We start from the raw sequence: 16,280 nt of genomic DNA, 5'->3' as shown, positions 1-16,280 counted from the left end.
GGAGCTTTTTTTCATGGAAGAGATACAACAGCGTTGGCTGTGCGGTCTTTCTGCGCCGATGGTGGCCCTCAATCCTCGCGCCCATTATGACGAGCCTGCTTTCTACTCCGATCCGCAATTCATCGACCTGCAATGCAGCTGGGGCATCAGCGACCGGCCGCAGCTATTAAGCATGCTCGAAGGGATGGCGGACGACGGTCATGCCTCTCATCTCGATGGGGCATATCGGTCGTGGCAGCGTTGCTTGCCGAGCGAATGGCAGGCACTGCTTGAAGCACTGTCGCCCCGCGAACGCGACTTGCACGAATTCGCCGGGCGTACCTTCGGTGGATGCGGGCCGGGTGGCATCAGGGCCTGGGATCTCGGGCGAATGGGGTTTCTCTTGCGCTGCGGCTTGCGCAATGAGTGGATCAATGTAACTGAAAGTCTTTGGCTACATGGCCGACTCGCCGTAAGAGCGCAATACCATTACGGCAGTTGGTTCTCCTATTTCAATGGTTTCCTGGCCGGTCATGCGTTCTGGAGCTGTCTGGGTAACAGTGACGAACAGATGGCTCACGAGCTTGATCGGCAAGGGGAGTTTTCCCGTAGCGCTTTCATTGCGCGTGGTCTTTCGCGCGACATCCCTTCTTTCCTGGTAGACCTGCCCTGGCACACGGACCTCAACCCACCGCCACGCCCGGCGTCCCTTGAGGAGTTCGACTGGTCATGAGTTGCTGGATACGCTTGGGTATAGAACCCACCAAAGACCAGACAATCATTCGAAATGCCTACCGCGCGCGTCTGCCGGAGCACCATCCGGAGAGTGATCCTGAGGGCTTTCAGGCACTGCGTGAGGCCTATGAAAGTGCCACCCGCTTCGCTCGTCAGGAAGAGGACGAAATCGAAGATGAAGGTGCTGCTGCCCCCGAGGTTCCGCAGACCTTGGTGGATTTTTACGCGTTGCTCGAAGATCCGGCCCGGCGCTTCAATCCAGAGGCTTGGCAAGCGTTCGTTAAAGCGTTGGATCAACTGCCTCTGGACGCTTTTGATGACCTCGGTTGGGGGCTGTTCCATGCATTGGCCAATGCCGGATCGCTGTCTTACCGCTGCGCAAATCTGCTGGCGCAACGGATGGGGTGGGAGCACCAGCTGTTGGATCTGGGGTTCGAGCAGGCGAATAAAGTCGAACAGTTCCTGCAACGCATCAAGGCGCCAGACCCGTTCGACACGACACTGATGAGCGGCTGGTCCGAGCCTGCGCAGATAGAAACGCTGTGGCATGCCCGCAGCCTCGACTACCTCTTCAAACATCGTCCGCTCCATGAGTTTGAAGACTTCGCCAGCCATCACACCTGTTTGCCGCTGCCGGCGGACGAAGCATTCATCGAGCGTTTGCTGGTGCAGTTCACTCAGGCGGGTATCGGTGGTCCAGGTCTGCAGCAGCTGTGTGTCGAACAACAGAGCCAAGCGCCAGACGATGTCGATTGGCTTTATTTGTTGGCTTGTCAAAACGACTTGTTGGGGCTTGAGGATGAGGCGTTGCCCTGCTGGATCCGGCTTTGGCTGGAGCATCGTCACCCGAAGGCTGAGAGCTGTTTGCTGGAGCTTTGCGCCAAGCGTCAGCCGGATTTCCTCCCGCTGCTGATTCAGGCATTTGACCGTCTGGAAAATTTCCGTGACTGGTCCCATGACCTCGACGATGTCACTCAAGAATATGGCAGCCCTTCACAGCGGCCCGAAACGCTGGCTCGCTGGCTTGGGGTCGGGCAACTCAATCTGCAGGGTTTGGCAGCCTCATTTGTCGATTGGCGGATGACGGGGGATGAACTGCCTCTGCTGGCATTGCTTCTAGGGGAGCATGCGGATTCCCGCTTGCAGCGTCTGTACCGGCATGCATGGGCCTTGCATCGTGGCGATACAGGGTTGTTGCAACAAATACTGGAGGAGCCGCATCCGTTCGATGCCCTTGAGGGGTTGGTGCTGAGCGGGTTCAAGTATCAGGCAGAGCAGCAACTCTGTTGGTTGAATCAGGCGCCGATTCCGTTGGCAATGAAGGCCTTTCTCAGCAGTCGTTCAGTTGAGCCGCAACTGGCCGAGGAACTGACAAAAGGCGAGCCGCACAAGATTTGTCGCCTGTGGCTGGGCAGGTTGCGGGCTTACGACCCGTCTGCCCTGGTGCGGATCGATCAGGCATTTGACTTGCTGGACGCAGAAGCGGACGCGAACTTGCGGAGCTTGAGCCTGCTGGTTCAATTGGGACAGCGAGGTGCAGTCCTGCCGGACATTGCCCAAGGCGAGGCAGCATGGCAATGGCACGCTCAAACGGTCTTCCTGCTGGCATTGCTTGAACAGCCTGAGCGTTGGCTGACGTTGATCGATACGCAATGCCTGGAGCGACTGGAGGTTAACCCGGCTCATCCCCTGAGTCGGCTCCAGCCGTTGTTGCGACGTTTGCAGCGTGAGCAAGGTAACTGCACCGGTTTGCTGGGGTGGCTGCAAGGTACCGATCCGGTCCATGGCTTGCTCGTGCAGCAGCTGTTCAATGTGCAACAGGCCCTCGACAGCGCAGCGCTGCCCGGTAATGCGCAGCTCTATACCTGCATTGAAAGTGATCCTGATGCGTGTGGCGAGGATTTGTTGGGGTTGATGCTGCTCTGGGGTGTGCTGTATCACGATCCGAGCCTTGACGCGGAGCAGCATCGCGCACTGTTGCAATCCATCGCCGCTATCAGTTGTGAAGATGACTGGTTCGAAGCGTTTCGTAATGGTTTGATCAAGGGGGACCCTGTTTGGCCACCGCGCAAAGTGCTGACGGATTTCGACGTCGACAAGCTGCTGGTCTATGAAGTCCTCGATACGCTGAGAAGCCTGATTCGTTATGGCGCGGCAGGAGTGCCGAGGACCAAGGTGCTGCAACAGTTGCAGCGCGGCAAGGATGACGCCGCGAACAGTGTGGGCCTGCGTCTGGCATTGACTGCCTTGCTGTCCTGGAGTGAACGCCTGCTCCTGGCTAAAAGCGACACTCGCCCGGTGCCGTCTGCTGCGGTCTGGCGCTTGGGAACGCGATTGGGGCGCAAGGCGTTTATCGGGCAGGTACTGGGGTGTGTGGTGATCACCCCGATCGTGGCGCTGCTCAGCGGCACCACCATCTCGGGGATTGTCATGCTGCTACTGGGCATCACATTGTTGCTCAGTGCAATTCTGCGCCGGCTGCATGATATCGGCCGCGGGATTCCCACACTGCTGATTATCGCCTGCCTGACGCCGGTATTGCCGTTCCTGCCTCTGGTGTTGTTCGGCTTTCCCGGCGACAAGCTGCCTAACCGCTATGGTGTGCCGCCGGACAGCGCCGGCGAGGCCGCGCTGCCCGGTGGTTTGCAGGCGACCCTGCGGCGGCTTAACGGCTAAAGGCGCAGTTGATCCAGCGCTTTATTGAGTTGTGACCGATGGCTGGCAATCTCCACCGATTGCTGGCCACCGAGCACGGCGGTAAAGGCATCCAGCCAATCGGCAATTTGTTCGCGCTCATCGCCCAGGCTTTGCGTCCACGCACGCTCCAGTCGTGCCAGCAGGGTGCGATTGGGCAGCGCATCCCGTGGATGGATTTTCAGGGCGCTGAGCCGTTCATGGCTGTTTTGCCGTGACTGCGGGTCGAGCCCGGTGGGGCTGCGATCAATGCTGTGGCTGTGGCGTTCGCCGCTGGCCAGCAGAGTGACGTCAACTTCAAGCAAGCCGTTGATATCGTAGCTGAAGCGTACATCCAGGGCCTGTGTCTGGTCGCCGGGTGTCACCGCGACGTCGAAGGCATCGATGAAAATATTGTCCCGTACCCACGGCCGTTCACCCTGATAGACCGCGATCCGGATGTGGTCTTGCTGCGGATGGGTGGTGTAAAAGCGTTGCACCCGAGAGGTCGGGATCACGGTGTTGCGTTCGATGATCGGCGAGAAGGCGCCGCTGACGTCTTCACCGCGACTGGTCGAGATGCCCAGCGTATATGGGCAGACGTCGGTCAGGATCAGCTCCTCGATTGCGCTGTCTCGGGCCTTGCACGCCGCCTGGGTGGCGGCGCCCAGTGCGACAATCGTGTCCGGGTCGAGGTGGCGATAGGGCAGGCGCCCGAACAGTGTGGCGACCATCTGCTGCACGGCTGGCATCCGCGTAGCACCGCCGACCAGCACCAGGCTGTCGAGATCCCGGGGCTTGAGCCGTGCATCGCGCAGGGCTTGTTCGATGGGAGCGCGCAACCGGGCCAGTAGCGGCTCCCAGATTTTCAGCGCGGCGGCCTCATCCAGCGACCACTCGCGCAAGACGCCGGCGCCGTTCCAGTTCAGATGCTGAGTGCCTTCACTGAGTTTGCATTTGAGTTGCTCCAGAGCATCGCCCAGGCTGGCCAGCCCCTGGCCGTCGATCACCTGCGGAGTGAGTTGCCAGTCTTTCAGGCAGGCCTGTAACAGCGCAGCGGTGAAGTCTTCACCACCGAGGAAGTTGTCGCCGGTGGAGGCATGCACTTCAATCAGCGGCAGTGCGTATTCCAGTACCGTGACATCGAAGGTGCCGCCGCCGAGGTCGAAAATCAGCGTGCGCTCGAACTTCTGCTCGTGCAGCCCGTACGCCATGGCGGCGGCGGTCGGCTCGTTGATCAGCCGCGACACTGTCAAGCCTGCCAGTTCGGCGGCAAACAGCGTGCGTTTGCGTTGCTCGTCACTGAAGTAGGCGGGCACCGAAATCACCGCCTCATGCACCGGATGGCCCAGCCAGGCTTCGGCATCCTGTTTGAGTGAACCGATCACCAGCGCTGACAGTTCTTCCGGGCTGAATTGCCGTGCGCCCAGTTCGAACTGTTTGTCGCTGCCCATAAAACGCTTGAACGCCGCCACCGTGCGTTCCGGATGGGTGGTCAGGCGAGCGCGGGCGGCCTTGCCCACCAGAATGCTGTCATCCTCATCGAGGCTGACCACTGAGGGGGTGAGGACATCGCCAAGGGCATTGGGAATCAACTGTGCCCGACCTTCCTGCCAAACGGCGATCAGGCTATTGGTGGTCCCAAGGTCGATACCCAGCAAGGCCGGGCGGGGGAGGGTTGCATCCTGCATGGTTGATCTCTTTGAGGCAGTGCAAAAAAACGCGACCCTACAGGTTGAGAGAAAAACTGGCAATTGGAGTGCCTGTTACGGAACGTCTCCCCCTCAGTGCATCAGTGACACCGACTATTTAAGCAGCTTCTGAAACTCCTCCACCGGCAACGGTCGGCTGTGCAAATACCCCTGATACAAATGGCAGTCCAGCCCCTGCAAAAACTCCAGCTGCTCTGCGGTTTCCACCCCTTCGGCGATCACGTTCAGCGCCAGGCTGCGAGCCATGGCGACGATGGCGCGAATGATTTCGGCGTCGTTGGGGTCGGTGGTGGCGTCGCGGATGAACGACTGGTCGATTTTCAGGGTGTCTACCGGCAGGCGCTTGAGGTAGGTCAGTGAGGAATAACCGGTACCGAAATCGTCCATGGCAAAGCTCACGCCGAGTTTTTTCAGGCGACGCATTTTGTTGATGGTGTCGTCCAGGTTCTGGATGACGATGCCTTCGGTGATTTCCAGTTTCAGCAACGAACAGGGCAGGCCGTGGCTGCTGAGGCTGTATTCGATACGTTCGACGAAATCGTTCTGGCGAAATTGCCGTGGGCTGATGTTCACGCACAGGCTGAAATCGAGCGGGTCGATCAGGCCCTTGGCGATCAGGTGTTTGAAGGCCGCGCAGGCTTCGTCGAGGATCCACGTACCGACTTCCAGAATCAGCCCGCTGTCTTCCAGGACCTTGATGAACTCGGTGGGCGATTGCGCGCCAAATTCTGGATGCTGCCAGCGTACCAGGGCTTCGGCACCGGTAATGCGGTTGTCGCGGGCGTCCACCTGAGGTTGGTATTGCACGCTGAATTCACCCCGGGAAAGGGCCAGGCGCAGGTCGGTTTCCATGCGCAGGCGTTCGCTGGCGGCCTTCTGCATGGTGTTGTGATACATCTGCGTGGTGTTGCGGCCCGAGTCCTTGGCGCGATAGAGAGCGATGTCGGCGCGTTTGAGCAGGTCGGTCGGGGTCGAGCCGTGGTCGGGGATCAGCGCAATGCCGATGCTCGGCGTCACTTGCAGGCGCTGTCCGTCGAGGAACATCGGCTCGGACAGCAGTTCGCGCAAGGTGTCCGCCACTTCCCGCACTTGAAGGCTGACGTCGCTGCGCGAGCCTTCCAGGCCGCTGAGCAGCACCACGAACTCATCGCCGCCCAGGCGTGCGACGGTGTCTTCCATGCGCACGCTGGCTTCAAGGCGCGCGGTGATGATCTTCAGCACGGTATCGCCCACCGGGTGGCCGAGGGAGTCGTTGATGTGCTTGAAATGGTCGAGATCGAGGAACATCAGGGCGCCGCGCAGGCTGTGGCGCTTGAGCAGGGCGATTTGCTGGCTCAGGCGATCCATCAGCAGGGCGCGGTTGGGCAGGTTGGTCAACGGGTCGTGGTAGGCCAGGTGACGGATCTGTGCTTCGGCGTTTTTCAGCAGGCTGACGTCCCGGGCGGTCAGCAGCAGGCAGGCGGTTTCGTTGAGGGTAATGGGCTCCACCGACACTTCGACGGTCAGCAACTCGCCCCGTTTATTGCGCCCGAGCATTTCCTGATGGTGAACCCGCCCCTTGATCTTTAGCTCCGCCAGCAGCGCCGAGCGTTGTTTCTCTTCGGCCCAGATGCCGACCTGATACACCGTGCGGCCGATCACTTCGTCGGCGCGGTAGCCGGTCAGGCGACAGAAACCATCGTTGACCTCCAGATAGCGCCCGGTGTCGCGTTCGGTAATGGTGATGGCGTCGGGGCTCGAGTGGAACGCCTTGGCGAACTTCTCCTCGCTGGCCTTGAGCGCCGCTTCGGAGCGTTGTTGCTGGGTGATGTCGCGCAGGGTGGTGACGATGCAGGGTTGGTCGCCGACGCTGATCTGGCGGCTGGAAATCACGCAGGTCAGGGACTGCCCGTCCTTGTGTTGAACGATGATCGCCACATTGTTCAGGCCCTGTTCGCGGATGACCCGCTCGATCCTTTGCAGGCTTTTCGCCGAAGCGTCCCACAGGCCGATTTCGTCGGCGCTGCGGCCAATCACGTCGGCGGCGCTCCAGCCGAAGGTCTGAGTGAAACTGGAGTTGATCTCGATGAAATGGCCGGTGTCCTGGCGCGTGACACAGATCGGGTCCGGGCTGACCTGGAACAAGGTGGCGAATTTTTCTTCCGAGGCCACCAGTTGCTGTTCGCGTTCCACCTGATCAGTGATGTCCAGCAGTGTGCCGGCCATGCGCAGTGGGTTGCCCTGTTCGTCGCGGTAGAGTCTGGCGCGGCTTTCCAGATAGCGCGAGCTGCCGTCCTGCAATTGCACGCGGTACGTCAGTTGATAATTGCCGGCCGGGCCTTCACGCAAACTGCGGTAGGCGTCGCGCATGGTGTCGCGTTCATCGCCGGGCACGCCTTCGAAAAATGCCTCGAAGGACTCATGGAAGGGTTTGGGCTCCAGCCCATGCAGTTGAGCGGCCCGCGCCGAACCGTAAAGCATGCCGCTGGGAATGTGCCAGTCCCAGGTGCCGAGTTGCGCCGAGTCAAGGGCCAGGTCGAGGCGTTCCTGGCTGTCTTTGAGGGCGTGTTCGGCGATTTTGCGTTCGGTGGTGTCGAGGAACGTGCTCAGCAGATAGGGCTGGCCTTCGAGTTCGACCTTTTGCGCGCTGAGGATGCCGTCGTGAACCTGCCCATTGCTGGCGCGAAACTGCACCTCCATGTTGATCAGCTCACCTTTGGCCTTGGTGGCCTTGACCAACTGCGTGCGTTGTTCCGGGTTGACCCAAAGGCCCAGCTCGAGCGTGGTTCGGCCGATGGCGTCTTGCACCGGCCAGCCGAACAGGCTTTCGAAATACTGGTTGGCTTCGGTGATCAGGCCGTCTTCCTGGCGGGTCAGCAGCACCATGTTCGGGCACAAGTGAAACAGCGTGGCGAAGCGTTTTTCCGAGCTGCTCAGCGCCTGTTCGCGCTGGCGCTGATGGGTGATTTCACGAATGACCCCGATCATTCGCGGCCGGCCGTTTTTGTCCGGCAACAGGCTGCCGTTGATTTCCAGCCAGTGCAGGCTGCCGTCGGGCCAGCGGATGCGGTGGTGCATCGCCTGTTCCAGCGGCGCGCCGGCGATTACCGCGTGGAAGGCGCGAATGGCTTTCGCCCGATCTTCCTGGGGCAGCAGGTCGAGGTATTCCAGGTCTTCGGGCAACGGCTGGCGGGGATCGAAGCCGAACAGCGCCTGAGTGCCCCGGGACCAGCTGATTTGCCCGCGCTCGATGTCCCAATACCAGGCGCCGAGCCGAGCACCGTTGAGGGCCGCCAGCAACTGCGGGGCGCTTTCCCAGCTCTGCTCGGACCGTTTTGGATCAAGTGCCTGAATTCGCGGCATCGGCGGCGTACGTTCAACAGATTTGGGCATGGATAACAGGCCTTGGGCTGAATTGGGCGTTAGGCACAGGTTTTTAGGCTCTATAGGCGTAGCACAAAAGAAGTAGCACAGCTTAGCCGCGAGTCCCTGGCTGATCGATTTGTGCATCCAGCAGGGCCATAAAGGCCCGCGCCGCGTTCGACAGCGTCCGTTCGGTGTGCAGGATATAGCCTAGCTGGCGAGTGAGCTGTATGCCCGGCAAAGGTATGCGCGCCACTTGATCGTCCAGCATGGTGCGCGGCAAAACGCTCCAGGCCAGCCCGATCGAGACCATCATTTTTATGGTTTCCAGATAATTCGTGCTCATGGCGATGTTCGGCGTCAGGCCCTGGGCTTCGAACAGGCGCTGCACGATGTGGTGGGTGAAGGTGTTGCCGCCGGGGAAAACCGCGGGGTGCAGGGCAATATCCGCCAGGCTGACCGCGCCGTTACTGATCAGCGAATGCTCCGGGGCAACCACGAAATCCAGCGGGTCATCCCACACGGGTGTGGCCTTGACCAGTGCGTGAGGCTCGGGTGCAAGGGTAATCACCGCCAGTTCGGCCCGGCCATGGAGGATTTCTTCGTAAGCCACTTCTGAATCGAGGAACTGAATATCCAGCGCCACCTGCGGGTAACGTCGAGTGAACTCCCGTAATAAGGGTGGCAAACGGTGCAGCCCAATGTGATGACTGGTGGCCAGTGTCAGACGACCGGTGACTTCGCCGGTCAGGTTGGTCAGGGCGCGACGGGTGTCATCCAGCACATTGAGGATCTGATAGGCCCGTGGCAGCAGGGCACGACCGGCTTCGGTCAAGCTGACTTCCCGGCCCAGTCGATCGAACAGTCGCACCTTCAATTGTTGCTCCAGCCCGGCGATGCGCTTGCTGATGGCCGGTTGCGTCAGATGCAGCCGTTCGCCAGCGCCGGAGAAGCTTCCAGTCTCGGCGATCGCGATAAAAGCGTTGAGGTTGGCCAGATCCATGTTCGTATTCCAGTTGGTTATCCAAAGCATAAAAAATATGAATTTGAGTTATTTAATGTAACCCCCTAGGATCGACCTCACAAGCCAAAGGGTTATTGAATTGTTCAAACCCGGGGCATAGAAACAAGCTGATGAGGAACCGTCTGATGGCCGGCAAAACGCTCTACGACAAGCTCTGGGATTCGCATTTGGTCAAGCAGCGCGACGATGGCTCGGCGCTGATCTATATCGATCGTCACATCATCCACGAAGTGACCTCGCCGCAAGCCTTCGAAGGCCTGCGTCTGGCCGGGCGCAAGCCGTGGCGCATCGATGCCAACATCGCGACCCCGGACCACAACGTTCCGACCACCCCGGAGCGCAAGGGCGGCATCGAAGCGATTGTCGACCAGGTCTCGCGTTTGCAGGTTCAGACTCTCGACGATAACTGTGATGAATACGGCATCGTCGAATTCAAAATGAATGACGTGCGCCAAGGCATCGTTCACGTGATCGGCCCGGAGCAGGGCGCGACCTTACCGGGTATGACTGTGGTCTGCGGCGACTCCCATACCTCGACCCACGGCGCGTTCGGCGCCCTGGCGCACGGTATCGGCACTTCCGAGGTCGAGCACGTGCTCGCCACCCAGTGCCTGGTCGCCAAGAAAATGAAAAACATGCTGGTGTCCGTCGAAGGCCAATTGCCGTTCGGCGTGACCGCCAAGGACATCGTCCTCGCCGTGATCGGCAAGATCGGCACCGCCGGCGGTAACGGCCATGCCATCGAGTTCGCTGGTAGCGCGATTCGCGACTTGTCTGTTGAAGGCCGCATGACCATCTGCAACATGTCCATCGAGGCTGGCGCTCGCGTAGGGCTGGTGGCTGCCGATGAAAAAACCGTGGCTTACGTCAAGGGCCGTCCATTCGCCCCGAAAGGCGCGGAATGGGACTTGGCCGTCGAAGCCTGGAAAGACCTGGTGTCCGATGCCGATGCGAAGTTCGACACCATCGTCGAACTCGATGCCACTCAAATCAAGCCGCAAGTCAGCTGGGGCACCTCGCCTGAGATGGTCCTGGCGGTGGATCAGAACGTTCCTGATCCTGCTAAGGAAATGGACCTGGTCAAGCGTGGCTCCATTGAGCGCGCCTTGAAATACATGGGTTTGACCGCCAATCAGGCGATCACCGACATTCAGCTGGACCGCGTATTCATCGGTTCCTGCACCAACTCGCGGATCGAAGACCTGCGTGCCGCTGCCGTGATCGCCAAGGGCCGCAAAGTGGCTTCGACCATCAAACAGGCCATCGTGGTGCCGGGTTCGGGGCTGGTGAAGGCTCAGGCCGAATCCGAAGGCCTGGACAAGATTTTCCTCGAAGCCGGTTTTGAATGGCGTGAGCCAGGCTGCTCGATGTGCCTGGCGATGAACCCGGACCGTTTGGAGTCGGGCGAGCATTGTGCCTCGACCTCCAACCGTAACTTCGAAGGCCGTCAGGGTGCCGGTGGCCGTACGCACCTCGTCAGCCCGGCCATGGCGGCCGCCGCAGCGGTGAACGGTCGTTTCGTCGACGTCCGTGAATTGATCTAAAGGAGCGCAGCATGAAAGCTTTTACCCAGCACACTGGTCTTGTCGCGCCTTTGGATCGTGCCAACGTCGACACCGATCAGATCATTCCGAAGCAGTTCTTGAAGTCGATCAAGCGCACTGGTTTCGGTCCGAACCTGTTCGATGAGTGGCGTTATCTGGATGTCGGGCAGCCGTATCAGGACAACTCCAAGCGCCCGTTGAACAAGGACTTCGTCCTCAACGCCGAGCGTTATCAAGGTGCGAGCGTATTGCTGGCCCGTGAGAACTTCGGTTGCGGCTCCAGCCGCGAACACGCGCCGTGGGCACTGGAAGAGTACGGTTTCCGCAGCATCATCGCGCCGAGCTACGCCGACATCTTCTTCAACAACAGCTTCAAGAACGGCTTGCTGCCGATCATCCTGAGCGACGCTGAAGTCGATGAGCTGTTCCAACAGGTTGAAGCGACTCCGGGCTATCAGTTGCAGGTTGATCTGCAAGCTCAGACAGTGACCCGTCCGGATGGCAAGGTGTTGAATTTTGAGATCGATGCCTTCCGCAAACACTGCCTGCTCAATGGTCTGGACGATATCGGCCTGACCTTGCAGGACGGCGAGGCGATTGCCGCGTTTGAAGCCAAACACCGCGCGAGCCAGCCGTGGTTGTTTCGCGACGCGTGATTGATCCGGGAATTGTAAGGATAGGACCGGCCTCATCGCGGGCAAGCCCGCTCCCACAGGTTTTGTGAACACCGCAAATCCCTGTAGGAGCGAGGCTTGCCCGCGAAGAGGCCCGCACGGACAACACAAGGCCAAACCCCAAAAAGGAAGTCCCCATGACCAGCACCGCCCAGCACAGTCAGGTAGTACAAAAGCAATTCGGTGAACAGGCCTCGGCCTATCTGAGCAGCGCCGTACACGCTCAAGGCACTGAATTTGCGCTGCTACAGGCTGAGCTGGCGGGGCAGGGCGATGCCCGGGTGCTCGACCTCGGTTGCGGCGCCGGCCACGTGAGTTTTCACGTGGCCTCGCTGGCCAAGGAAGTGGTGGCTTATGATCTGTCTCAGCAGATGCTCGACGTGGTGGCCGCTGCTGCCGTTGATCGTGGCTTGAGCAACGTGTCCACGGTACTGGGTGCCGCCGAGCGCCTGCCGTTCGCCGATGGCGAGTTCGATTTCGTCTTCAGCCGTTATTCGGCGCACCATTGGAGCGACCTTGGGCTGGCCCTGCGCGAAGTTCGTCGGGTACTGAAGCCGGGCGGGGTGGCGGCGTTCATCGATGTGTTGTCACCGGGCAGCCCGTTGTTCGACACTTACCTGCAAAGCGTCGAAGTGCTGCGCGACACCAGCCACGTGCGCGATTATTCTGCCGGTGAGTGGTTGCGCCAGGTCAGCGAAGCCGGGTTGCATACTCGCAGCACCACGCGCCAACGGCTGCGTCTGGAGTACACGTCGTGGGTCGAGCGCATGCGCACGCCGCAAGTGATGCGCGCGGCGATCCGCGAGTTGCAGCAATCGATGGGCAACGAGGTGCGCGAATATTTTGAGATTGAGGCCGATGGTTCGTTCAGTACCGATGTGCTGGTGCTGATGGCTGAACGATAAGCTCTAAATGAGAGCTACCGAGCGATAGAATTTTTCCGGACGCACCCGCGGGCGCGCCGACTGATGACATGAGGAAAGCATGAGCAAGCAGATTCTGATTCTCCCGGGCGACGGTATTGGCCCGGAAATCATGGCCGAAGCGGTCAAGGTGCTGGAGCTGGCGAACGACAAGTACAGCCTGGGCTTCGAACTGAGCCATGACGTGATCGGTGGCGCCGCCATCGACAAGCACGGCGTGCCGCTGGCCGACGAAACCCTGGCCCGTGCCCGTGCCGCCGATGCGGTATTGCTGGGCGCCGTGGGTGGCCCGAAATGGGACACCATCGAGCGTGACATCCGCCCTGAGCGCGGTCTGCTGAAAATCCGTGCGCAACTGGGCCTGTTCGGCAACCTGCGTCCGGCGATCCTGTACCCGCAACTGGCCGAGGCTTCCAGCCTGAAGGCAGAAATCGTGGCCGGTCTGGACATCCTGATCGTCCGTGAACTGACCGGCGGCATCTACTTCGGCGCGCCACGTGGCGTGCGCGAACTGGAAAATGGCGAGCGTCAGGCCTACGACACCCTGCCGTACAGCGAAACCGAAATCCGCCGTATTGCCCGTGTCGGTTTCGACATGGCCCGCGTGCGCGGCAAAAAGCTGTGCTCGGTGGACAAGGCCAACGTACTGGCCTCCAGCCAACTGTGGCGTGAAATCGTCGAACAGGTGGCCAAGGACTACCCGGACGTCGAACTGAGCCACATGTACGTCGACAACGCCGCCATGCAACTGGTGCGCGCGCCGAAGCAGTTCGACGTGATCGTCACCGACAACCTGTTCGGCGACATTCTTTCCGACGAAGCGTCGATGCTCACCGGTTCCATCGGCATGCTGCCGTCGGCGTCGCTGGATGCCAACAACAAAGGCATGTACGAGCCGTGCCATGGTTCGGCGCCGGACATCGCTGGCAAGGGCATTGCCAACCCGTTGGCGACCATTCTGTCGGTGTCGATGATGCTGCGTTACAGCTTCAATCTGCAGGATGCGGCCGATGCCATCGAGAAGGCCGTAAGCCTGGTATTGGATCAGGGCCTGCGCACGGGTGACATCTGGTCGGCCGGTTGCACCAAGGTCGGTACGCAGGAAATGGGCGACGCAGTAGTCGCCGCGCTGCGGAATCTGTAATCTCTCTGGCCCGCTGCAATTTTCAACCATGAAAGCAGCGGCCCACTTTCAAGAAGGTGTAGTTGCGATGAAACGTGTAGGTCTGATCGGTTGGCGCGGTATGGTCGGTTCCGTGCTCATGCAGCGGATGCTGGAAGAGCAGGATTTCGATCTTATCGAGCCGGTGTTTTTCACCACTTCCAATGTCGGTGGCCAAGGCCCGTCCGTGGGCAAGGACATTGCTCCGCTCAAGGACGCTTACAGCATTGAAGAGCTGAAAACCCTCGACGTGATTCTGACCTGCCAGGGTGGCGACTACACCAGCGAAGTGTTCCCGAAATTGCGCGAAGCCGGCTGGCAGGGTTACTGGATCGACGCCGCTTCCAGCCTGCGCATGCAGGATGACGCGGTGATCGTGCTGGACCCGGTGAACCGCAAGGTCATCGACCAGCAGCTCGACGCGGGCACCAAGAACTACATCGGCGGCAACTGCACCGTCAGCCTGATGCTGATGGGCCTGGGTGGCCTGTTCGAAGCCGGTCTGGTCGAGTGGATGAGTGCCATGACCTATCAGGCGGCCTCCGGTGGCGGCGCGCAGCACATGCGTGAACTGATCAAGCAAATGGGTGTGACCCACGCCGCTGTCGCCGATCAACTGGCCGACCCGGCGAGCGCCATTCTCGACATCGACCGTCGTGTCGCCGAAGCCATGCGCAGCGACGCGTACCCGACCGAAAACTTCGGCGTACCGCTGGCCGGCAGCCTGATCCCGTGGATCGACAAGGAACTGCCGAACGGTCAGAGCCGCGAAGAGTGGAAGGCTCAGGCCGAGACCAACAAGATCCTCGGTCGCTTCAAGAGCCCGATCCCGGTGGACGGCATCTGCGTGCGCATCGGCGCCATGCGTTGCCACAGCCAGGCGCTGACCATCAAGCTGAACAAAGACGTGCCGATCGCCGACATCGAAGGGCTGATCAGCCAGCACAACCCGTGGGTCAAGCTGGTGCCGAACAACCGTGAGATCAGCATGCAGGAGCTGAGCCCGACGAAAGTCACCGGCACCCTGAACGTGCCGGTCGGTCGTCTGCGCAAGCTGAACATGGGTTCGCAGTTCGTCGGTGCCTTCACTGTCGGCGACCAACTGCTGTGGGGCGCGGCCGAACCGCTGCGTCGCATGTTGCGGATCCTGCTTGAGCGTTGATCGATTGAAGTAATGAAAAACCCGCGCCTTGAAAGAGGGGCGGGTTTTTTTTGCCCACCGATCGTTCCCACGCTCTGCGTGGGAATGCATCTCGTGACGCTCCGCGTCACTGCCTCAACGGCGGACGCAGAGCGTCCATGGCGGCATTCCCACGCAGAGCGTGGGAACGATCAGGATGGGGTGTGAATTGCCTCGCTGCCAACCACCCGGTAAAGTGCCGCTCCCCCGTTTCGCCAGAGGTTGAACCATGAGCCAGTCCTTCGATATTGCCGTGATCGGCGCCACCGGTACTGTCGGCGAAACACTCGTCCAGATTCTCGAAGAGCGCGACTTTCCGATCGGCAACCTGCACCTGCTGGCGAGCAGTGAATCGGCCGGGCATTCGGTGCCGTTTCGCGGCAAGAACGTGCGGGTGCGGGAAGTCGATGAATTCGATTTCAGCAAAGTGCAGTTGGTGTTCTTCGCCGCCGGTCCGGCGGTGACACTCAGTTTCGCCCCGCGCGCCAAGGCTGCCGGTTGCGCGCTGATCGACCTGTCTGGCGCGTTGCCGGCCGATCAGGCGCCGCAAGTCGTGCCTGAGGCCAACGCTGCAATTCTGGCCGGCCTGAAAAAGCCCTTCCAGGTCAGCAGCCCAAGCCCTGCGGCCGCGACACTGGCGGTGGTGCTGGCGCCGTTACTCGGCTTGTTCGACCTGCAACGCATCAGCCTGACGGCCTGTCTGGCGGTATCTGCCCAAGGCCGCGAAGCCGTCACCGAGCTGGCCCGGCAAACCGCCGAACTGCTCAACGTGCGTCCTCTGGAGCCGGCTTTCTTCGATCGGCAGATGGCTTTCAACCTGCTGGCGCAAGTCGGTGCGCCCGATGCTCAGGGGCACACGCTGCTGGAAAAGCGCCTGGTACGGGAGCTGCGTCAGGTCATGGCTCTGCCTTTATTAAAGATTTCCGTCACTTGCATTCAAGCCCCGGTGTTTTTTGGCGATAGCTATAGCGTGACCTTGCAGTCATCAAGTGCTGTCGACCTGGCGAAAGTCAACGCGGCACTGGAAGCGGCGCCTGGTATCGAGCTGGTCGAGGCGGGTGATTACCCGACCCCGGTAGGCGATGCGGTAGGGCAGGACGTGGTTTACGTTGGTCGGGTTCGCAGTGGTATCGACGATCCGGCGGAACTTAATATGTGGCTGACGTCAGATAACGTACGCAAAGGCGCCGCGCTCAATGCTGTGCAGGTGGCTGAATTGTTGATAAAAGACCTGCTGTAAAAGATACTTGGCAACAATTTTTCGAATGATTCCAGCCAGGCGCCATATTTGGCTGGAACGCTTCAGGCGAGCCACCCCGCAGGGCTTTCGTC

Annotated in this window: 11 protein-coding genes; 8 read left to right on the top strand and 3 right to left on the bottom strand. The window is 60.4% G+C overall.

Features of this window, described 5'->3' with window-relative positions:
* Positions 1-13 precede the first annotated feature (13 nt).
* Positions 14-712, top strand: a complete 699-nt coding sequence (locus AACY49_RS16450) for a DUF1266 domain-containing protein (protein ID WP_339525089.1) — start codon at positions 14-16, stop codon at positions 710-712.
* A complete protein-coding gene (locus tag AACY49_RS16445) occupies positions 709-3,390 on the top strand; it encodes a DUF805 domain-containing protein (RefSeq protein WP_339525087.1) in 2,682 nt (893 codons plus the stop codon). The genes AACY49_RS16450 and AACY49_RS16445 overlap by 4 nt, the downstream gene beginning before the upstream one ends.
* Here the strand turns inward: AACY49_RS16445 and AACY49_RS16440 are convergent.
* From AACY49_RS16440 to AACY49_RS16430, 3 genes are all read right to left on the bottom strand, one after another.
* Positions 3,387-5,078 (bottom strand): molecular chaperone HscC, encoded by a 1,692-nt coding sequence (locus AACY49_RS16440; protein WP_339525085.1) that lies wholly within the window; start codon positions 5,076-5,078, stop codon positions 3,387-3,389. The two genes, AACY49_RS16445 and AACY49_RS16440, sit on opposite strands and share 4 nt — an antisense overlap.
* Before the next feature lie 114 nt (positions 5,079-5,192).
* Positions 5,193-8,471 carry a sensor domain-containing protein gene (locus AACY49_RS16435; RefSeq protein ID WP_320391051.1) on the bottom strand — a complete coding sequence of 1,093 codons (3,279 nt, stop codon included), beginning with the start codon at positions 8,469-8,471 and terminating at the stop codon, positions 5,193-5,195.
* Between the two features lie 82 nt (positions 8,472-8,553).
* Positions 8,554-9,444, bottom strand: coding sequence for a LysR family transcriptional regulator (locus AACY49_RS16430; protein WP_258696383.1), 891 nt, complete (start codon positions 9,442-9,444; stop codon positions 8,554-8,556).
* 146 nt (positions 9,445-9,590) lie between these two features.
* On the opposite strand from AACY49_RS16430, the gene leuC reads away from it, so the two are divergent.
* The 6 genes from leuC (at position 9,591) to AACY49_RS16400 (ending at position 16,188) form a co-directional block, all read left to right on the top strand.
* Entirely contained in the window at positions 9,591-11,009 is a 1,419-nt protein-coding gene (gene leuC, locus AACY49_RS16425) for a 3-isopropylmalate dehydratase large subunit (RefSeq protein WP_008007198.1), read from the top strand.
* 11 nt (positions 11,010-11,020) lie between these two features.
* A complete protein-coding gene (gene leuD / locus AACY49_RS16420; protein WP_258696381.1) occupies positions 11,021-11,665 on the top strand; it encodes a 3-isopropylmalate dehydratase small subunit in 645 nt (214 codons plus the stop codon).
* Between the two features lie 155 nt (positions 11,666-11,820).
* A complete protein-coding gene (locus AACY49_RS16415; protein WP_258696380.1) occupies positions 11,821-12,588 on the top strand; it encodes a class I SAM-dependent methyltransferase in 768 nt (255 codons plus the stop codon).
* A gap of 79 nt (positions 12,589-12,667) precedes the next feature.
* Positions 12,668-13,750, top strand: a complete 1,083-nt coding sequence (leuB, locus tag AACY49_RS16410; protein WP_007935187.1) for a 3-isopropylmalate dehydrogenase — start codon at positions 12,668-12,670, stop codon at positions 13,748-13,750.
* A 67-nt stretch (positions 13,751-13,817) separates the two neighbouring features.
* Entirely contained in the window at positions 13,818-14,930 is a 1,113-nt protein-coding gene (asd, locus tag AACY49_RS16405) for an aspartate-semialdehyde dehydrogenase (RefSeq protein WP_008075929.1), read from the top strand.
* Positions 14,931-15,177: 247 nt separating this feature from the next.
* The gene (locus AACY49_RS16400; protein WP_339525079.1) at positions 15,178-16,188 is read left to right on the top strand and encodes an aspartate-semialdehyde dehydrogenase; all 1,011 of its coding nucleotides are present in this window, start codon (positions 15,178-15,180) and stop codon (positions 16,186-16,188) included.
* Positions 16,189-16,280 lie beyond the last annotated feature (92 nt).

Origin of the sequence: Pseudomonas sp. EL_65y_Pfl2_R96 (genome assembly GCF_963970905.1) — a bacterium.
GTDB lineage: Bacteria > Pseudomonadota > Gammaproteobacteria > Pseudomonadales > Pseudomonadaceae > Aquipseudomonas.
The sequence above is the reverse complement of the archived record's forward strand: the minus strand, read 5'-3'. Positions and strand labels throughout refer to the sequence as shown.

Excerpts from the sequence above, each read along its gene's own strand:
- AACY49_RS16450 (WP_339525089.1), top strand. The coding sequence starts at position 14 with ATGGAAGAGATACAACAGCGTTGGCTGTGCGGTCTTTCTGCGCCGATG.
- AACY49_RS16445 (WP_339525087.1), top strand. The coding sequence starts at position 709 with ATGAGTTGCTGGATACGCTTGGGTATAGAACCCACCAAAGACCAGACA.
- AACY49_RS16440 (WP_339525085.1), bottom strand. The coding sequence starts at position 5,078 with ATGCAGGATGCAACCCTCCCCCGCCCGGCCTTGCTGGGTATCGACCTT.
- AACY49_RS16435 (WP_320391051.1), bottom strand. The coding sequence starts at position 8,471 with ATGCCCAAATCTGTTGAACGTACGCCGCCGATGCCGCGAATTCAGGCA.
- AACY49_RS16430 (WP_258696383.1), bottom strand. The coding sequence starts at position 9,444 with ATGGATCTGGCCAACCTCAACGCTTTTATCGCGATCGCCGAGACTGGA.
- leuC (WP_008007198.1), top strand. The coding sequence starts at position 9,591 with ATGGCCGGCAAAACGCTCTACGACAAGCTCTGGGATTCGCATTTGGTC.
- leuD (WP_258696381.1), top strand. The coding sequence starts at position 11,021 with ATGAAAGCTTTTACCCAGCACACTGGTCTTGTCGCGCCTTTGGATCGT.
- AACY49_RS16415 (WP_258696380.1), top strand. The coding sequence starts at position 11,821 with ATGACCAGCACCGCCCAGCACAGTCAGGTAGTACAAAAGCAATTCGGT.
- leuB (WP_007935187.1), top strand. The coding sequence starts at position 12,668 with ATGAGCAAGCAGATTCTGATTCTCCCGGGCGACGGTATTGGCCCGGAA.
- asd (WP_008075929.1), top strand. The coding sequence starts at position 13,818 with ATGAAACGTGTAGGTCTGATCGGTTGGCGCGGTATGGTCGGTTCCGTG.
- AACY49_RS16400 (WP_339525079.1), top strand. The coding sequence starts at position 15,178 with ATGAGCCAGTCCTTCGATATTGCCGTGATCGGCGCCACCGGTACTGTC.